This window comes from Roseivirga misakiensis (genome assembly GCF_001747105.1).
Classification (GTDB): Bacteria; Bacteroidota; Bacteroidia; order Cytophagales; family Cyclobacteriaceae; genus Roseivirga; species Roseivirga misakiensis.
Map to the genome: position 1 here is coordinate 1 of NZ_MDGQ01000004.1, position 19,222 is coordinate 19,222.

Sequence of the window (19,222 nt, forward strand, 5' to 3'; positions counted from 1 at the left end):
ACAATCAATTACTCGAAGTAAACGTAACTCAGAAAAGATATCTCACTCCTCCAAATCTTGACAGTCACTAGCGTTCTAGCAACCCCTTTTTTAACACCCTGGCAATCTCTCATCCCCAAAGCGGATGCAAAGGTAATGAAATTATTTATTCCCAAAACAAACAAGAGGAAATAATTTAAAAATATTTTTTACCCCTGTTTTGAGTGTTCATTATGTTAAATCCGCTCCTTGCGAACGGGACGACAAAGGTAATAGGTTTTATGGTAACTCAACACTTGTAGCAAGAAAGAAATTAAGGTTTTTCTTAAATCACTGATTACCAGTCATACTCTTTCTTAAATACTTTTAGTGGCGTTAAAATTCCTTGTCGCACATCAAAAAAAAGCAGCTACAAGCGGGTGCTTGCAGCTGCTCTTCATTGATTATTTAGTCTTATACTAATTAATAATCGTCTGCGTTCGGTCTGGACCTACAGATACAATCTTAATTGGCACTCCAGTGGCTTTTTCTATATATGCTATATAAGAAGATAATTCTTCTGGCATATCATCCATAGACTTCACGCCCGTTACATCTACCTTCCAGCCTGGGAGGGTATCATAAACTGGTTCTACTTGTTCATCGACGAGTTGGAATGGCATTTCTTCTGTCAGCGTACCATCTGCGAGTTTATAGCTTGTGCAGACCTTAATTTCATCTAGAATTGATAGCACGTCAGCTTTCATCATGAAAAGTTGTGTTACTCCATTTATCATGATGGCGTACTTTAAGGCTGGCAGGTCTAACCACCCACACCTTCTTGCTCTACCTGTAGTAGCTCCAAATTCGTGGCCTTCGCGTTGAATAGCTTCTCCTGTTTCATCAAAAAGCTCGGTAGGAAAAGGTCCTCCGCCTACCCTAGTACAATAGGCTTTGAATATCCCAAACACCTCTCCGATATTTCTAGGTGCTACACCTAATCCCGTACATGCCCCTGCGGTCATAGTATTTGAACTGGTTACATACGGATAACTACCAAAATCTATATCTAGCAGAGATCCTTGAGCTCCTTCAGCAAGAACAGTATCAGAAGACGCTATACATTTATTTATTAGGTATTCTGAGTTCACCAGATTAAAGCCCCTTAAAAATTCTATCGCTTCAAAGAACGGAGCCTCAACTTCATCGAGGTCATAGTCCAGCTCATAGTGCTTGAGGGTATTTTCATGCTTACCCACTAGATTTCTGTAGCGATCTTCAAAACCTGGTGCCATGATATCACCAACTCGCAAACCATTTCTTGCAATCTTATCTTGATAGGATGGTCCTATTCCTTTTAGTGTAGACCCTATTTTATCTTTTCCTTTCGCCTTTTCATAAGCCGCATCTAGCAATTTATGTGTTGGTAGGATCAGCTGTGTCTTCTTTGAAATAAATAGATTGGCTTTTAGGTCAATTTCAAATTTATCTAATCCCTCTATCTCTTTTTTAAAGACTACTGGATCTAGGACGACCCCGTTACCAATAATATTCTTGATTTTATCTCGAAAGATGCCTGAGGGGATTTGATGAAGCACGTGCTTGTGACCATCGAATTCTAGTGTATGCCCTGCGTTGGGTCCTCCTTGGAACCTTGCAACTACATTATATTTAGGAGCCAGATAGTCTACAACTTTTCCTTTTCCCTCGTCTCCCCACTGCAAACCCAATAGTACGTCTACTTTCATTTGTTATTTGTTTTCATCTGCCTTACACGGCAGGATATTATTTGGCAAGGCTAAATCCTTGGCCTTATTTATTATTAATTCTTTTTATCGAGTAATGGACTATGACTTTAATAGTTCCATAGCTTCTTGCTGATTGTCTGATATTTTAAAAATCGCAGTCAGCTTCGTTATGATCAACAGCTTTTTCACGTGATCGGATGGTTTTACAATGGCAACTTCACCACCCTGATTTCTAAACTTTGTCAAAAGCGTAATCAACACGCCAATTCCACTACTATTGATGTATTTTACATGCTCAATATCTACCAAACAGAGAGAAACTCCTTTATTAATAGCTTCATTAGCAGCCTCGAGGATTCCCGAGCCACTATTCTCACCAATTAAATCCCCATTCAAAGAGAGCACAAGCACATCACCTTCTTGCTTAGCAGTAAATTCCATATCAATTTTCTTTATCTGTAGTCTGCGGTTTGTTAGACTTCTTTTTGGCAAAGAAGTAAAGTGTGTGGTGCATAATATCTATATCGAACATCTCCTCTAGGGTGTTCTTTATGTTTTGGATTCTTGGGTCACAAAACTCGACCACTTCGGATGAATCCACCATCAGAATATGATCATGTTGCTTATAACCATACGATTTCTCGTACTGCGCCATATTCTTTCCAAACTGGTGCTTTGTCACTAAGTCACATTCGACCAATAAATCCAAGGTATTATAAACTGTAGCTCTTGAGACTCTGTAGTTCTTGTTTTTCATGCTGATGTAGAGGGATTCTACATCGAAATGTCCATCGCGACTATAAATTTCTTCGAGGATTGCGAAACGTTCGGGTGTCTTTCTTAACCCCTTATTCTCAAGATAAGCGGTAAAAATCTCCCTGACTTCATCAAAGACTTTTTGGTTAAGCGACATTTGAATTTATTAGGATGCAAATATAAGATTCTTTACGATTTAGAATACTAGCCTTCTTCTTTCTCTTCGTCAGAAATAGTTCGCGTAACGCGCATTACTCCCAATACCTTCTCGAGCTTGTGTATTAGCTGATCTAAATGCCGTGTACTGTTGATATAAAGCTTTATGTGCCCATCAAAAATACCCGTTTCAGTATCTATACTTATCGATCGCATGTTCACCTTCAACTCGTTAGAAATGATATCCGTAACATCACGCATTAAACCCACTCGATCGGTACCGATAATTCTAAGGCCAGCCAAAAAAGCATTTTGTTGTTCGGAAAGCCACTTTGCCTTTACAATCCTATTGCCATGGTTTGACAATAATTCAGGTGCGTTAGGGCAAGTTGTTCTGTGAATCTTAATACCTTCATTAATAGTTACAAATCCAAAAACATCGTCTCCTGGTATTGGGTTGCAGCATTTAGCAAATTTATAGTCAAAGACATCCATATCTTCTCCTATTAATAGGATGTCGGTACCCTCCTTTTTTACCTTACTAAAGTCATCTGCGTACTCGAACTCTTTACTCTTGACTCTGGTGCTCTTCTGCTTCTTAGTCTTGAAATCTTTGAAATTCTTGATTTTAGACGCATCGATTACGCCCTTTCCTACCTTATAATAGAAGTCTGTTACTGTTTTTTCTTCAAAATAAGCCCTAAGTTGATTGGTCACGTCCCCATCAAACGGGATTTTCATTTGTTTGAGCTTTCGCTGAACAATCTCTTTTCCATCAAGGGCGGCTTTTTTCTTAGCCTCTTTTAGCGTGTCTTTTATCTTCGACTTGGCCTTAGAAGTAACTACGAATCGCAGCCAATCTTCATTTGGTTTTTGTTTACTCGATGTAAGAATCTCAATTTGATCCCCATTCTTTAATGCATAATCGAGCGGAACCAATTTATTATTCACTTTCGCGCCTAAACATTTCGCTCCTACTTCTGTATGAATGTCGAAGGCAAAGTCTAATGATGTGGCACCTTTCGGTAAAATCTTTAAATCTCCCTTTGGGGTGAAAACGAAAACTTCCTCATTAAAGAGATTGGCTCTAAAGTCGTCAACAAACTCTATCGCATTGGTATCATTTTGCTCAAGCATTTCTCGAACCTTCCCAATCCAGAGTTCTAATCCAGACTCGTGCGAATCCGACATACCATCCTTATATTTCCAATGTGCCGCGTAACCTTTTTCAGCAATGTCATTCATACGCTTGGTACGAATCTGAACCTCTACCCATTTACCCTTCTTACTCATCACGGTCGTATGTAAAGATTCATATCCATTAGCCTTCGGCGTACTCACCCAATCACGTAGGCGATCGGGGTTTGGAGTGTAGAAATCTGTAACAATCGAATAGACCTGCCAACAATCCGCCTTTTCTTGCTCATAAGGAGTATCGACGATAATTCTAACCGCGAAAAGGTCATAAACTTCTTCGAAAGGGATGTTTTGCTTTTTCATCTTACTCCAAATGGAATGGATAGACTTAGGCCGTCCCTTAACTTCGAAGTTGATATTAGCCTTATTGATCTCATCCAGAATAGGACTCATAAAGCTTTTAATAAATCGGGTTCTTGATGCTTTATTCTCGGCGATCTTGGCAACAATATCCTGGTATACTTCTGGTTCTGAATACTTCAACCAAAGGTCTTCTAATTCGGATTTAATGGCATATAGTCCCAGTCTGTGCGCCAACGGAGCGTAAAGGTAAATTGTCTCCGAAATTATCTTTAGTTGTTTATGCCTTGGCATGCTCCCTAGGGTTCGCATGTTATGGAGTCGATCGGCTAGCTTTACAAGAATTACCCTTACATCTTCTGAAAGGGTGAGCAGCATTTTTCGGAAATTTTCTGCCTGCTGCGAACTACCGTGATCAAAGACACCCGAAATCTTGGTTAATCCATCGATAATCTTCGCGACTTTTGGGCCAAAATCTTCTTCAATTTCTTCTAGCTCAATCTCCGTGTCTTCAACAACATCATGCAACAGCGCAGCAATGATTGAGGTAGTTCCAAGACCAATCTCTTCAACACAAATTTCCGCTACTGCTAAGGGATGATAAATGTAAGGCTCACCAGATTTACGGCGCATTTCTTTGTGTGCCTCCTGAGAAGTGTAAAATGCCTTTTTAATAGACTTGGCATCATCGTCTTTTAAAAATGGCTTTGCTTTTCGCAATAGCCGACGATACCGTCTTATGATTTCTTTTCTTTCTGCTTCTAAATCAACCGCAATCATAGTCCAAAGTTATATAAGATATTGCATGAATTTTTACTGAAAATTTCCTCTTACTGTTGTTGATTTAAAAAGTAAATCTCATACCTTTGCAATCCATTTTCAGAGTACCCGCGGATGTGGCGAAATTGGTAGACGCACTAGACTTAGGATCTAGCGCCTCAGGGCATGGGGGTTCGAGTCCCTTCATCCGCACTAAAGGAACCCTCAGTCGAAAGACTCGAGGGTTTTTATTTATGTTGACATAAAACTGTAAAGAATTGGATATCACGTTAGACAAAAAAGATTCGAATTTAGCCTCTATTAAAGTTAAATTAAACGCGGCTGATTATCAATCGAAAGTAGACGAAAAAATCAAAGATTACAGCAAGAAGGCGCAAATCAAAGGTTTCCGTGCTGGAAAAGTGCCTAAAGGAGTAATTCAAAAAATGTATGGTAAGTCTATCCTTGTTGAAGAGATCAATCATTTGGTTGGTCATGCGCTGCAAGACTACATCAAAGACAACGAGCTTAGAATTTTAGGTGAGCCTTTACCTAACCAAAAGTCTGTAGATGCCGTGGACTGGGATAACCAAGAGGATTTCGAGTTTGAATACAACATCGGACTTGTTGAAGACTTTGCAGTTGAGCTATCTAAGAAGACAAAGGTTACTTCTTATGAAATCGAAGTTGATGACAAAGTAATCGATGAGACGATCGATAATGTGAGAAGCCAATTTGGAACAATGACTAACCCAGAGGTTAGCGAAGAGGGTGACACGCTCTTTGGAACTTTTAAGCAGGGTGAATTTGCTCACGACACTACCATCGAGTTAAACGAATTGACAAAAACGGCTGCCAAGAAATTCATCGGAAAGAAGAAGGGTGACGAAATCAAGGTTGACTTGACGAAACTTCACAAAGATGAGTCGAAGCAAGCTGCTCAAATTGGTAAAACGGCTGATGAGCTTGCTGACATGGATAAGAACTTCGTATTTGAAGTTAAAAATGTGAATCGCAAGGAGCTAGCTGAAGTTAATCAAGAATTGTTTGATAAAACTTTTGGCCCTGATACTGTGAAGTCTGAAGACGAGTTCAAGGACAAAATCGTTGAAACTGTTGGCCAGAATTATGGTAGAGAAACTGAAGCTTGGTTAAACAAAACAATTCAGGACACGCTCATCAAAAACACTAAAATCACTCTTCCAGATGAATTCTTAAAGGATTGGCTTAAGCACACTGGTGAGGGTAAAGTAACTGATGCTGACTTAGAAAAAGAATACCACTTATATGCCGATCAATTAAGGTGGAACTTGATTTCTGGGCAAGTAGCTAAGGATAACGAGGTAAAAGCTGAGCATGAAGACATTCAGGCGGCGACTCGTAAAATGATCGAAGCTCAGTTCATGGGTTCTGGCTTAGGCCAGCTTGGAGACCAAATGGATTCTTTTGTAGACAATTACTTACAAGGAGAAAATGGCCAAAACTACATGAAAATGGCAGAGCAAGTTCAACAAGAAAAAGTATTGAACTTCGTAGTAGAAAAGATCGATATTAAAACAAAAAAGGTGAGCTTAGATAAGTTCAAAGAAATAGTTGGTGCATAATCAGAACCACTTAACCTTTTTCGTTGTTATCTAAAAGTCCTTTCGTACAAGGGCTTTTTTTTTAATTTTGTTAGTAAAGGTTTAAAAAAACGAATGAATAACAGTAAAGAATTCCGAAAATATGCGATTCACAACCAAGGTGTGAGTGGCTCAGCTATAGATGATTATTCTAATCATATCCAAAATATGACAAGATCAGTAATTGAGGAACGTCCTACGCGCTTTGCGGAGATTGATGTATTCTCGAGGTTGATCATGGACAGAATTATCTTCTTGGGCATGGGTGTTGACGATAATATCGCCAATATCATTACTGCCCAATTATTGTTTTTAGAGTCGGTAGACCCGAACAGAGACATCGTTATGTACGTTAACAGCCCTGGCGGTTCGGTATATGCTGGTTTGGGAATGTATGATACCATGCAGTTTGTAAAACCAGACGTGGCTACGATCTGTACTGGTTTGGCAGCGTCTATGGGTGCTGTTTTACTTGCTGGTGGTGCTGCTAATAAAAGAGCTGCATTAAAGCACTCTAGAATTATGATTCACCAACCAATGAGTGGCATGCAAGGACAAGCTTCTGATATGGAGATTTCTTTGAAGCAGACCTTAGAGGTGAAAAAGGATTTATACGATATTTTGGCTCACCATTCTGGCCAAACGTATAATAAAATTGAAAAAGACTCGGATAGAGATTACTGGATGAGATCTGAAGAGGCAAAGAAGTATGGTCTAATCGACGAGGTTCTTGAAAGAAAATAAGAATATGGCTGAGGTTACTTGCTCTTTCTGTGGGCGTAATAAGAAGGATGTGGATCTGATGATTTCAGGTATACATGCACACATCTGTAATCATTGTATTACACAAGCCAATCAAATACTTTCGGAGGAATTGAAGACAAAAACGTCTGAAGATGCGCCGAAATTTAATTTGATCAAGCCCATAGACATGAAAAAGTATCTTGATCAATATGTTGTTGGTCAAGACGAAGCAAAGAAAGTAATCTCAGTTGCTGTATACAATCAATATAAAAGGCTGATCCAAAAAGCTGACCCTGATGATATTGTGATTGAAAAGTCGAATATCATCATGATTGGTGAAACGGGTACGGGTAAAACATACATTGCAAAAACACTCGCTAAAATCCTACAGGTACCATTCTGTATAGCAGATGCTACTGTATTAACGGAGGCCGGTTATGTTGGAGAGGATGTAGAAAGTATTCTAACGAGACTTCTTCAAGCGGCAAATTATGATGTTGAATCTGCAGAGCGTGGAATTATTTATGTAGATGAGATCGATAAAATCGCGAGAAAGTCTGACAACCCTTCAATCACTAGAGATGTAAGTGGAGAAGGTGTTCAGCAAGCTCTACTTAAATTACTGGAGGGTACTTCTGTGAATGTACCGCCCCAAGGTGGAAGAAAGCACCCTGACCAAAAGATGATTTCTGTTAATACGGAAAACATCCTATTTATATGTGGTGGTGCTTTTGATGGTATTGCCAGACATATTGCCAACAGGTTGAATACACAACCTCTCGGTTTCGCAGCAACTAAGGATGATGGACATGATGTAGATAGAGATAATTTGCATCAATATGTAAATGCTCAAGATCTAAAGGATTATGGATTGATTCCAGAGTTGATAGGTCGTTTACCGATTGTTACTCATTTAAATCCATTGAATACAACTATTCTGAAAAGCATTCTTACGGAACCTAAAAACGCACTTACCAAACAGTACACGAAACTGTTTGACATGGAAGAGACTGAACTAGTCTTTACTGATGGAGCACTGGACTATATTGTGGAAAAAGCGTTGGAGTTTAAATTAGGTGCCAGAGGTTTACGTTCAATCTGTGAAGCTATTATGACAGATGCCATGTTTGAGGTACCGTCAGATGAGAATACGAATTCTATAGAAATAGATCGGGCTTACGCTCAGGAAAAGTTCGAGAAATCGAAATTTAAAAAACTTAAAGTGGCTTAGGCCACTTTTTTTATATCTCTACTCACCGAAGTACTCAACGAAATTCCTTGGCGTTTCATAAAGCTTAAGCGAATGAAGTCCACCTTCTTTTGTGATCTCATTGACTTTTGGTGCTAGAATTTTCCAAATTTCCATCACCAAAATCTCACAGCTCGCCATTTTACCCTGCATGAAGTCTACGTCGATATTCAGGTTTTTATGATCCAATTTTTCGATCACTTCATTTTTGATCAATACAGATAACGCCTTTAAGTCAACTACAAATCCTGTATCGGGGTCCGGCAACCCCTTCACCGTAGTGATCAATTCGAAATTATGACCGTGCCAATTTGCATTAGCACATGGGCCAAAAACTTCTTGATTTTTCTCTTCAGACCAGTTAGGGTTATACAGCTTATGTGCTGCATTAAAATGTTCTTTTCTACTAACGTAAACCATCTTGTCGATAATTTGGGTGCAAAGATATTAAAAAGAATTTCCCGACTACCTAAAATACCAACTGAAGGTAAAAAGTTACTTGTTTGTGTGATCAACCTCAATTACGTCACACTATGGAATAAAGACCGACTGATCAGTGCACAGTGACTTTGCCGAACGGGCTTTCTTCCCCACTATCTGTAGGTTTTATGAATTTATATTTATCCAGATTGTAAACAGACCCCTTATTCACATTTAAAAAGCGGTCAAGGTCGCCTTGCAAGGCTTTCAAAGTAGGCTTACTACTTAGAACAATTACAACCTGATCGTTTTTTATTCTTAGGGTTCTATCCTTTAAAGTCGTCTGAGCAAATTTTAAAATTCGAAGTCGATTAGCCGAATTCACTTGAAAAAGTGACTTTGCCATCTCGTTTGCCGAAGTTTTAATGGAATCAATTGGGGTCACCACACTTAAGCCATTATTCAATTCAATTGAGGCATAGAAAAACGCCACGCTATCTCTAACTGCTGCTTTTTGACCTTTCTTTTGTGCAAAAGAAGTAAATGTAAAAGCCACTAACAATGTCAATACAATTCCTATTCTCATGATCTAAAATGTTTTGTTGTCTATTAAATAGTTCTTCACATAATCCTCGACGCCAGCCTCTAAACCTGTAAAGGGCCTAGTATAACCGATCGCTTTTAGTTTAGACATATTAGCTTCTGTATAGTACTGGTATTTATCTCTAATATCTTCTGGCGTATCAATAAACCCTATGTCTGCTTTTTTATCTAGGGCTTTAAAAGTTGCCGAAACTAGATCAAAAAACGTGCGAGCTTTTCCACTACCTAAATTATAAATCGCAGAATCCGAACGATGGTTCATTAGAAAGTAACAAACTTCCACTACATCCTTTACGAAAATAAAGTCTCTTAGCTGCTCACCATCTTTAAAATTAGGATTATGGGAGCGGAAAAGCTTCATTTTACCAGTTTTCTGGATTTGTTTATAGGCATGTAACACCACAGAGGCCATTCTTCCCTTATGATATTCATTTGGTCCGTAAACATTGAAAAATTTCAGGCCAGCCCAAAAGAAAGGTTTTTCTTGCTGCGCCAGAGCCCATTTGTCAAACTCATTTTTTGAGACACCATAGGGGTTTAACGGTTTAAGCCTCTCAAGTTTCGAGTGGTCATCATCATAGCCTTCTTCACCGCCACCATAGGTAGCAGCAGATGACGCATAAACTAAGGGAATCTGATGGTCTATGCATGCCCGCCAAATCTTTTTAGAGTAGTCTAGATTAAGCTTGTTCAGGAGCTCATAATCAAATTCAGCTGTATCGGTTCTCGCTCCTAAATGAAAAATGAACTCTACATGCCTGGCGTTTCCGCTTAGCCAAGTAAAGAAATCATCTCTATTCACCTTCTGACTAATTGACTTACCCACCAGGTTTCGATCCTTATCGGGTACATCAAATTTATCAACAGCAATAATATCATTAAAGCCTTCACTGTTTAGTTTACTTACCAAACAGCTTGCGATAAAACCTGCCGCTCCTGTTACTACAATCATAAATTCGAACGAATTAAAACTTAAGGCAAATATACCGATTCCAATATGGCCTAATGATAAATTATAAAGAGAATTAAGCGTAAATAGCCTTAATAACCGCCTTTCAGATGATTCCCAGTCATTCTTACTTGAAGTAGTTCGGGAGAATCATTATTCTTAAGCAAAAGGATCAACTCTTCACCGTTGACTGATAGCTTTTGAATTTTGTTGACCACACCATTCTTTATTAGGCCACTCATAGTCTGAGACATTGGCAAGAAGTTGCCATTACCCAAACCTTTTAATAACAAGGCGCTTTGCGCATCATAGCGTCCATTAAAAACTTCTGGACTATAAGAATTCCCTGCTAGGAGGACGTCTAGAATTCCATCATGGTCAAAATCAAGTGTCTCGATATCATTAACCTGTGAAAATTGAGCTTCAATTGGTAAGACTGAATAGGTAAAACCTTCAGTACCGTTATTTATGAATAGGCTGGTTGAAAAGTGATTGGCACTCAATTTTAGCGCCTTAGCTAAGCGTTCTTTACCTAGGACTTCTTCTATAGTCGCTTCTGCATAGTCTAGATTTTTTACAAATTTCTTCTTAATAGAATTGATCTGTTGAGCTAGCGTCATTCTATCATGTAAAATGTATTCGCGCCCGCCGTTAAAGTAGGCTATTACGGGGTCAATTCTTCCGTCAGTATTAAAATCATACGCGTATACTGAAAGTGGCTCCTGAGGTGTTGCTTTGTACCGACTATTTAGTCCGAGGTTTCCAGCAAGAATATCTAGATCACCATCTTGATCAATATCCACTATTTTCAAGCAATTCCACCAACCTATATAATCCGATAGATTGTACTGTTCTGTAGCATCGAGAAAGGATCCACTGACGTTTTTGAACACCTTAATGGCCATAAATTCACCAGTTAAAACAAGCTCGTTTGTACCGTCGTTATCAAGATCTGCCCAGGCGGCATCTTTTACCATACCTATTTTCTGAAGGGCGGGAGCTACATCGGCGGTTACGTCATTAAATACCCCATGGTTATTCGACAATAGTTTACTTGTTCCTGCTAATGGGTACTGACCCGGTTTACATCTACCTCCTATGAAAAGATCTATATCGCCATCATTATCAAAATCATTTTTAATAATGACACCACTACTAAATGAATCGTAATTAATTCCGTTTTCTGATATGGTAAAATTCCCATTCCCGTTGTTCAAGTAAAGCCTATCCTTATAAAACTCACTACCTAATTCAAATTCATTACTACCGGCAATAATGAAGAGATCTTCATCACCATCTGCATCGACATCAATAAACAAAGCGCCTGCATCTTCTGATTCCACTCCTTCAAATTCAATCACTTCATAACTCAAGGCCCCATTTTTTAAACGTTGAGTAAACAAGCGTCCCGGTTCTCCAGCTGCACCACCTATAAAAACATCTTGTAGTCCGTCTCCATTTACATCGGCTGTAGCAGAACTTGGCCCCTCTTGAGATATCTTATGTGGCAGTAACGGTTCACGATTAAAATCAACAAACATTGATTCTTTGTGCTTGTAGTCTAAATTAATGTGGCTTGACTCACCAAAAACACCATCAAAAACTGGCTTCTGGTTGGCAATCTCAACCTCAGAGGTCTCTCTTTCAATATTTAATTGCTGGTTAACAAGAACGTTGTTTAACCGCGTTACTTTCTGATCTGGCCAAATCACTTCCACAGCGTCGACCTTTTTCAGTTTATTCAAACCAAAGTGCAACCTTGCATCCACAGTTGATTGAAACCCTCGGTATGGCGAAACAACTGCACTGTAAATTTTTCCATCAGCCAATAATTTAACCTGAGTACCTATGGCCTTTGCATGATCATTCTCAATAGTTACATTTATTGTCAAATAGTTTAAGCTATCAAGCTCTCTAGAACGGTTTTCATAGACAAACGATGGGTGATTAAGGTTATTGACTATGATATCTAAGTCTCCATCATTATCGAGATCTCCATACGATGCGCCTGTTGAAAAACTTGGTTCACTAAGTCCCCAAGCAGAAGCCATATTTTCAAACTTTAGTCCTCCCGAGTTAGCATAGGCATAATTCGAGACTTTTTCGCCTTTCAATTCCTGTAGTGCACCAATCACTACATTTGGATCAAATACCGCATTCCGACGCTGGTTTTCACTGATTATGTAATCTCTAAAATCTACGTCGGTCACATCTTTAACATACCCATTGGTAATGAAGACATCTTTTTGACCATTATTGTCTAGGTCAGCAATTAGGGGTGTCCAGCTCCAATCTGTATTACTCATTCCAGTCAATTGACCAACCTCTTTAAAATTACTGTTTGAGGTTCCTAATTGTAATGAGTTTCTCATGTATTGAGGTACATAACCATTATTGGTTAGGAGTTGGAATCTGTTGTAGTTTAGTCCGCTGAGCAGCTTTTTTTGCCTTCTATTGTCTTCCGGAAGCATATCTACTTGAAAAAGGTCCATAGCTCCATCGTTATTAATATCCGCTATGTCTACCCCCATACCAAAATTACTGGTATGATTCATATACTTTCCAATTTGGTCATTGAAACCACCTTTTCGATCGTTTATGTACAAATTGTCATCATAAGTAAAGTCATTACTTACGTATATATCCAGCCATCCGTCACTATTGAAATCGTTAATCAACAGACCTAATCCATACCCTTCATGTTCAATGCCTGCCTGCACCGTGATATCAACGAACTTCCCATTCTCATTTCTCAATAATCGATCACTGCTTTTGGATTTGCCATCCTTCTTCTTTCTTTTTATGGCTGTTGGATCTTTATCTGGGTTATTCTCATAATTGATTAGATAGGCATCTAGATCACCATCATTGTCGAAGTCAAAAAAAGCAGTATGCGTGGTTAATCGAGATTCGTTTAATCCATAAACTTCTGACAACTCGGTAAAAGTTAAATCACCATTATTAACAAAAAGAATATTTTCAGAATGTTTACCGATTGTTCGCCCACCAACACTTAAATAGATATCTTGAAAACCATCAGCATTAATATCAACTATCGACACTCCGTGAATCCACTTTGAAGTTTTCAAACCTGCTATTTCGGTTATATCATGAAAACGCAGTCCTCCATCATTGATAAATAACTTACTGGACACCATATTTCCAGCAAAGAAAACGTCCTTAAGCCCGTCATTATTGAAGTCAGCAATACCTACTCCACCTCCGTTGTACATATAGAGGTACTTATAAGCATTAATTGAGTCACTTTCCGTTAAATCATTGGAAAAGAGAATTCCAGAATCATTCTCATCTAACAATTTGAAACGCGGCTTAAATTCCTCTTTCCCTCCACAGGAAACAAGAATTAAAAAAAGTAGTGTTAAAAAATAGTTTCTTATCAACATATGGTATGGCGAACACCAATACTTGAAAAACTATATTCACAGTAGATTTTAGCGACCTATCTATGCAAATACGTTTACATTAAATGTTGAATTTGAGTATGACCTACTCTATTGATGTAATAAATTAATAATAAATAGACTGAGTGCAACAGTCTATTTCACTTTTCTTATAATACCAGTATACCCATCACTGGTCATCACTTTAACCTTCTCGCCATCTTTACGGTAAAACTTCAATTTACCTGAAGACATTTCAAGTGTATGGCCTGTAAAACCATAAAACATACCTAAATCATTCTTTTCGGAAAGGCTTAGTGCTTGAAGAAGGGCAAATGCCACACCGGAAGTTGGTGTGTATCCCCTTAATTCTTTTTCACCTGCACCTGGTATTACTATATTTTGAACTGATGAGGGCAATATTTTCAAATCAAACACAGTCTCTATTGCTGTTGTATCATCTTTAATTCTATCATAGTCATTTACGTGAGTGTATTTTACACCATCTATAGAAATCCAGTCATCTACCTTCAAAGTATCTTTAAATTCAACTTCAATCATTTCAGCCAAAACATAAGGCCTTCTTTCACCACAACTCGCAGCTATAAGGCATACTGCGAATAATAAACCTACCAAATATCTATTCTTTTTCATTTCTATGTTTCTATTAATCGAGACTAAATAGCTTCAAATAAAAGTAATAAAAAAGCCCCAAGTAAAACTTGAGGCTTTTAATGTATCTATAATTGCTTATATACCACCAAAAGTATATACATCAAGACCTAAGATTTCAAGCTCTTGAGCAGGTAGTGGTAACTGCGGTGAAGTACCAGGCTGCAAGAAGTGCGAAGGATCAGATGCAATTCTTCTGAAATACCATCCGTTTAAGGCACCATCCCAAGCGAATTCTACAAGACGCTCGTAAGTGATCTCCTTCAACATATCAGCATCAGACTCTGTTCCAGTCAATGCAGGAAGACCACCTCTTGTAACACGTGTCGCGTTAATCAAGCCAGCTGCCTCTGTTTTACTACCACCAGTTCTAATCAATGCTTCAGCTCTAATCATACCAATTTCATTCATTGTTAAATGAGGCATTGGTCCTAATAGTGCGGCAATGTAATAGTTGTACTTATTGAAGTTATAACTACTAAAGAAGTAGTAACCTCTATCTGCAGCAAACTGAACACCAGTATTATAAACAAAGTCAGTTGAGATTCTTTGATCTCTAGGGTTAGTAATCTCAGGTAGCGTATTCACGCCATCAGGCCATGGGTAAGGAGCAGTAGCATTGTTTGGATCAGTAGTAGTTCCACTACCAGTACCACCTTCCATCATGTTGATGATTCTCTGACTAACTCTTGTCCATAATGGGAACTGACCTTGGATAAGAATACGCGTCCACCAGAAAACACCATCACCAGCAGGTGAAATGTCAGCAGTTACCGTATTGCTTGTCAAGTTCAAGATTTGGGTCCAGTCATTTGCAGCAGCTTCAGCCGCATCTCTAGAAGAATAAGCTAAAATTTTAGCAGCAAAAGACCTCGCAAAACGAGCAGCCTCTACATTGTCATAGTTCAATCCATTGATTGCACTATGAGTAGTAGATGCATCACTATCAAATATAGCAGCAGCTTCAGTCAATTTTGTTACACCAGCAGCAATTACATCTGAGTAAGGGCTTAACTCTAACGTACCTAAATCAATAGCAGATACAGTCTCATCAGCAATAAACGCTTGGTCAAAAATTAGGCCTAAAGTACCCAAAGCTAAACCTTGAGCTAACTTACCATTTGCTAATACCTGATTCGTAAGGTCATTGCCGTTACCGTCATCGATTTGTCCACCAAACTCACTATTCATAACTCTTAACAAGTCATTAACTTGAGCCAAAGACTGGTTCAAACGAGCCCATGGAGTAGTCATAAATGCACGGTTGTTATAAGTAAGCGTGTTTTGGATCGGAGCTCTAGGAATAGTACCTAAATCTCTCATACCCCAGTTACCCCAACTTGAACTCAATGTCTGAGCGTAAACCGACATCGGCATGTTTGGCGTACTCAATTGAGTCGCCTGCCACCAAGTCAGGAACGCACCATCAACAACCGATGGGAACGTCGTAGGATCAGAGAAAATGTCAGAACTATTCTTCTCATTCAAGTTCTCCACTTCTAGATCTTCACAAGAGGTGAAAGTAACAGCGATTATCGCTGCTACTACCCCAAAATATTTGAAATTTTTCTTCATGATTTTTTCTTGATTTAAATCTTGGTTATTAGAACGTCAATGCAATTGATCCATTGAAAGATCTAACAAGTGGGTAAGCGAAGTTATCCGTTCTTGTAGTGATACCACCTGAAGCAGGATCATATCCTGGGTAGTCACTAGATAAGAACAAGTTACGTCCCACTACACTTAATCTAACATTTTTGAACACTTTGTCCATACCAATTTTTGCCAATTGGTCGCCTCCAAGGTCATAGTTTACAGCAAGCTCTCTTAGTCTTAAGTGAGTAGCATCTTCAACCCAGAAATCAGTAGTTCTGTTCGTGTTATAAATGGTAGCTAAGTAAGTATTAGCTTTTCTTTGTCCTTCAGGGAAGTCACCTTGGTTAAAGATTGGGTGTAACCTATCTCTAGCTAACCACTGACCACCTTGGTAGTAAGTATCTCCACCATTTTGGTACTCCCATAACATGAATACAGAGAAGTTCTTGTAATCAAAGGAAGTAGTAAGTGCCATATTAAAGTTAGCCTGAGCATCACCAATCAATATGTCATCTAATTGTACACCAGCCTCGTCAGTAAGGTATACAGCAGCTTCATTAGTAGTGAACTCATCTGCCGCAACAATTACGATACCGTCCCTGTTGATTTTAAAATCAGAAGGAGTAAGACCACCTGGTACGTTTGCAACTGTTCCATCAGGAAGTACGGTCAAATCGTCAAGTGATCTAGCGATTTTTCTACCGAACATTTCAGTAGGTCTGTTTCCTAAATCCCAGATGTTACGAGCACCTACTTGGAATCTTGGCCTGTTGAATTCAGTAATCTCAGCTCTTGTTCTATCAAAGATTAAGTTGAATGACAAGTTCATGTCATTTTTCTGAATCGCATCATAACCTAAAGTGAACTCTAAAGTGTTAGTCTCTAAAGTACCAGCATTTTGCTGCTGAGAACTTCTACCAGTTACAGCAGACAAAGGAATAGTCAAAATCTGATCTCTGTTAGCTTGCTCAGAGTAAGAAGCAATGAACTTGAATTTATCAAGGAAGTCAACGTTTAATCCGATTTCCAATTCGTCTGTTACATTAGGACCTAATAGTGGGTTCTCAAGAACAGTTGGGTTTTGAATTACACCGTTAATAACAGGAGCTCTTTCAAATCTATCGAAGAAACCAGGTAGTCCACCTGCTTGTCCCCAAGAACCAGTAAGCTTAGCTTCCTGAATTCCGTCGATTTCGAAATCCTCTGTGATTCTCCATCCTGCAGAGAATCTAGCAAATGTTTGCCATCTGTTGTCTCTACCGAACAATGAGTTACCATCTCTTCTAACCACAATATCAAATAGATATTTGTCTTGGTAATCACCACCAACTGATAGTGAGAAGTTGTTTGCTACAACTTGGTTTTCTTCAGTTGCACTAGCTCCTAAGAATGGAAGTCCATCATTTGGAGAAAGTGTTACGTTATTGAAACGATCAAAAGCAGCAAGTCCTAAGTTAGTACCATTAGCACTGAAGGCCTCTCCACCTCTATCTTCATACTGGAAGAAAGCGTTAGATCTTAAATTCCAATCCTGAATCTTAGTCACATATGTTAAACGGAAAGAAGAAGTGATTGCAGTGAAGTCACTGTAACCTCTACTTAATGAACCAGTTCCTGGAACACCTTGATTTGCTAGATATCCAATGTCTTGGAATTGTCTAGAGTAATCTTGCCAAGTATCCATACCGAAACGACCTTCAGCAGTTAATCCTTCAACAATGTCATACTTAACGTTTACTGATCCGATAAATCTCTTACGAGTTCTTTCGTTTCTGTTATTTGTTAAGATATAGAATGGGTTGAATTCTGAAGTAGGCGAGAATCTGTTCGCATTGTAGTTGAATGGAGAACCATCTTCTTCGTTTGGCGCGAAGAAATCCGCACTAGGATCAGCAATAGTTAAAGTTCTGATACTAGGTGTTACATTGTCTTGCTCATCTTGGATAAATCTCAAAGATGAAGAAAGCTTTAATTTCTCACCGATATATTGATCTGACTGCACAGTAATGTTATAACGCTGGTTACCGTCATAAAAGTCTACACCACCAGTTCTATCTTGGTATTCAGCTGATACCGCAAGGTTACCAGTAGCTCCTCTTGTACTTAGTCTCATGTACTGAGTAAAGAATGTACTACCTGTAAATAGGTCATTGATATGATCTCTGTAGCGAGGGAATTCGTTATCAGAAATTAGGTCTGGATCATCCTGAGCAGTTCCAGTGTTATCCAATTGGAAATCACCAGTTGCTGGATCGATCAAGAAAGGATGATATCTAGCCTTTTCAATGTTTCTGCTTTTGTAAACACTTTCGTTACCATACTCAGTTCTTAATAAGAATTGAGTTGAACCTGGAGCAATTTTATCACCTCTTTTAGAGAATAATTGGATTACACCGTTAGCAGCTCTTGATCCGAATAATGTAGCAGCAGAAGCACCTTTCAATACCTCATAACGCTCAATATCCTGAAGGTTAATGTCTGAAAGACTACCTTCAATTAACACACCATCCAATACGATTAGTGGACTGTTGTTACCTGATAAAGTAGAAGCACCTCTGATTTGAATTTGAGGACCAGCACCAGGAACGTTGCTTGGCTGTACACGTACACCAGCAATTTTACCAGCTAGGGCAGAACCAGCATCTGTAGCCGGTACTTGCTTAATTACCTTCTCACCTACAGAACTTACTGTAAATGGAAGTTTTTTCACTGGAGTAGCTGCTGCCACACCTGTTACTACAACCTCTCCTAAAGAAGTCGCATCTGGAACCATAATCACATTGTACACTGATTGATTAGGTACAAGTTTGATTTCTTGGTCAACGTAACCTAGGTAACTGAATACTAAGGTTCCGCCTGATGCAGGCACTTCGAGTCGGTATTCACCATCCTGATTGGTAGGTGTACCTTCAAAAGTACCTTTCAACTGAATAGTAACCTGAACAAGTGGAAGTCCGTCATCTGAACCTGTCACTTTTCCAGTTACTGTCCTGTTCTGCGCAAATGCAACGGTAGTTAAACCCGCCAACATAAGCATGACACAAGTCAGTAAAATTCTCTTCATTTTGCTTTCGTTTTAGTTTAATTGATGA

The 19,222-nt window shown here is 38.9% G+C and carries 14 protein-coding genes and 1 tRNA gene; 4 read left to right on the forward strand and 11 right to left on the reverse strand.

Annotation, left to right across the window (positions count from 1 at the left end; genetic code table 11):
- Positions 1 to 437 precede the first annotated feature (437 nt).
- The 4 genes from BFP71_RS05990 to BFP71_RS06005 all read right to left on the reverse strand — a co-directional run bounded on the left by BFP71_RS05990 (position 438) and on the right by BFP71_RS06005 (position 4,895).
- Positions 438 to 1,706, reverse strand: a complete 1,269-nt coding sequence (locus tag BFP71_RS05990; protein WP_069834589.1) for an adenylosuccinate synthase — start codon at positions 1,704 to 1,706, stop codon at positions 438 to 440.
- Between the two features lie 99 nt (positions 1,707 to 1,805).
- The gene (locus BFP71_RS05995; RefSeq protein ID WP_069834590.1) at positions 1,806 to 2,147 is read right to left on the reverse strand and encodes an STAS domain-containing protein; all 342 of its coding nucleotides are present in this window, start codon (positions 2,145 to 2,147) and stop codon (positions 1,806 to 1,808) included.
- Between the two features lies 1 nt (position 2,148).
- Positions 2,149 to 2,619 (reverse strand): Fur family transcriptional regulator, encoded by a 471-nt coding sequence (locus BFP71_RS06000; RefSeq protein ID WP_069834591.1) that lies wholly within the window; start codon positions 2,617 to 2,619, stop codon positions 2,149 to 2,151.
- Between the two features lie 47 nt (positions 2,620 to 2,666).
- Positions 2,667 to 4,895, reverse strand: a complete 2,229-nt coding sequence (locus tag BFP71_RS06005; RefSeq protein WP_069834592.1) for a RelA/SpoT family protein — start codon at positions 4,893 to 4,895, stop codon at positions 2,667 to 2,669.
- Between the two features lie 110 nt (positions 4,896 to 5,005).
- Between BFP71_RS06005 and BFP71_RS06010 the strand changes: the two genes are divergently transcribed.
- The 4 genes from BFP71_RS06010 (at position 5,006) to clpX (ending at position 8,471) form a co-directional block, all read left to right on the forward strand.
- Positions 5,006 to 5,087: transfer RNA gene (locus tag BFP71_RS06010), tRNA-Leu, on the forward strand.
- A gap of 65 nt (positions 5,088 to 5,152) precedes the next feature.
- Positions 5,153 to 6,478 carry a trigger factor gene (tig, locus tag BFP71_RS06015; RefSeq protein WP_069834593.1) on the forward strand — a complete coding sequence of 442 codons (1,326 nt, stop codon included), beginning with the start codon at positions 5,153 to 5,155 and terminating at the stop codon, positions 6,476 to 6,478.
- Between the two features lie 93 nt (positions 6,479 to 6,571).
- Positions 6,572 to 7,240 carry a ClpP family protease gene (locus BFP71_RS06020; protein ID WP_069834594.1) on the forward strand — a complete coding sequence of 223 codons (669 nt, stop codon included), beginning with the start codon at positions 6,572 to 6,574 and terminating at the stop codon, positions 7,238 to 7,240.
- A 4-nt stretch (positions 7,241 to 7,244) separates the two neighbouring features.
- Entirely contained in the window at positions 7,245 to 8,471 is a 1,227-nt protein-coding gene (gene clpX / locus BFP71_RS06025; RefSeq protein ID WP_069834595.1) for an ATP-dependent Clp protease ATP-binding subunit ClpX, read from the forward strand.
- An 18-nt stretch (positions 8,472 to 8,489) separates the two neighbouring features.
- On the opposite strand, the gene BFP71_RS06030 is transcribed toward clpX, so the two are convergent.
- The 7 genes from BFP71_RS06030 to BFP71_RS06060 all read right to left on the reverse strand — a co-directional run bounded on the left by BFP71_RS06030 (position 8,490) and on the right by BFP71_RS06060 (position 19,194).
- Positions 8,490 to 8,909 carry a 6-pyruvoyl trahydropterin synthase family protein gene (locus tag BFP71_RS06030; RefSeq protein WP_069834596.1) on the reverse strand — a complete coding sequence of 140 codons (420 nt, stop codon included), beginning with the start codon at positions 8,907 to 8,909 and terminating at the stop codon, positions 8,490 to 8,492.
- Positions 8,910 to 9,042: 133 nt separating this feature from the next.
- Positions 9,043 to 9,495 (reverse strand): hypothetical protein, encoded by a 453-nt coding sequence (locus tag BFP71_RS06035; RefSeq protein ID WP_069834597.1) that lies wholly within the window; start codon positions 9,493 to 9,495, stop codon positions 9,043 to 9,045.
- A gap of 3 nt (positions 9,496 to 9,498) precedes the next feature.
- Positions 9,499 to 10,464, reverse strand: coding sequence for an ADP-glyceromanno-heptose 6-epimerase (gene rfaD, locus BFP71_RS06040; protein ID WP_069834598.1), 966 nt, complete (start codon positions 10,462 to 10,464; stop codon positions 9,499 to 9,501).
- 89 nt (positions 10,465 to 10,553) lie between these two features.
- Positions 10,554 to 13,865, reverse strand: coding sequence for a VCBS repeat-containing protein (locus BFP71_RS06045; RefSeq protein WP_069834599.1), 3,312 nt, complete (start codon positions 13,863 to 13,865; stop codon positions 10,554 to 10,556).
- A 153-nt stretch (positions 13,866 to 14,018) separates the two neighbouring features.
- Positions 14,019 to 14,516 (reverse strand): hypothetical protein, encoded by a 498-nt coding sequence (locus tag BFP71_RS06050; protein ID WP_069834600.1) that lies wholly within the window; start codon positions 14,514 to 14,516, stop codon positions 14,019 to 14,021.
- A gap of 96 nt (positions 14,517 to 14,612) precedes the next feature.
- The gene (locus tag BFP71_RS06055; RefSeq protein WP_069834601.1) at positions 14,613 to 16,109 is read right to left on the reverse strand and encodes a RagB/SusD family nutrient uptake outer membrane protein; all 1,497 of its coding nucleotides are present in this window, start codon (positions 16,107 to 16,109) and stop codon (positions 14,613 to 14,615) included.
- A gap of 28 nt (positions 16,110 to 16,137) precedes the next feature.
- Positions 16,138 to 19,194, reverse strand: a complete 3,057-nt coding sequence (locus tag BFP71_RS06060; RefSeq protein WP_088124912.1) for a SusC/RagA family TonB-linked outer membrane protein — start codon at positions 19,192 to 19,194, stop codon at positions 16,138 to 16,140.
- Positions 19,195 to 19,222 lie beyond the last annotated feature (28 nt).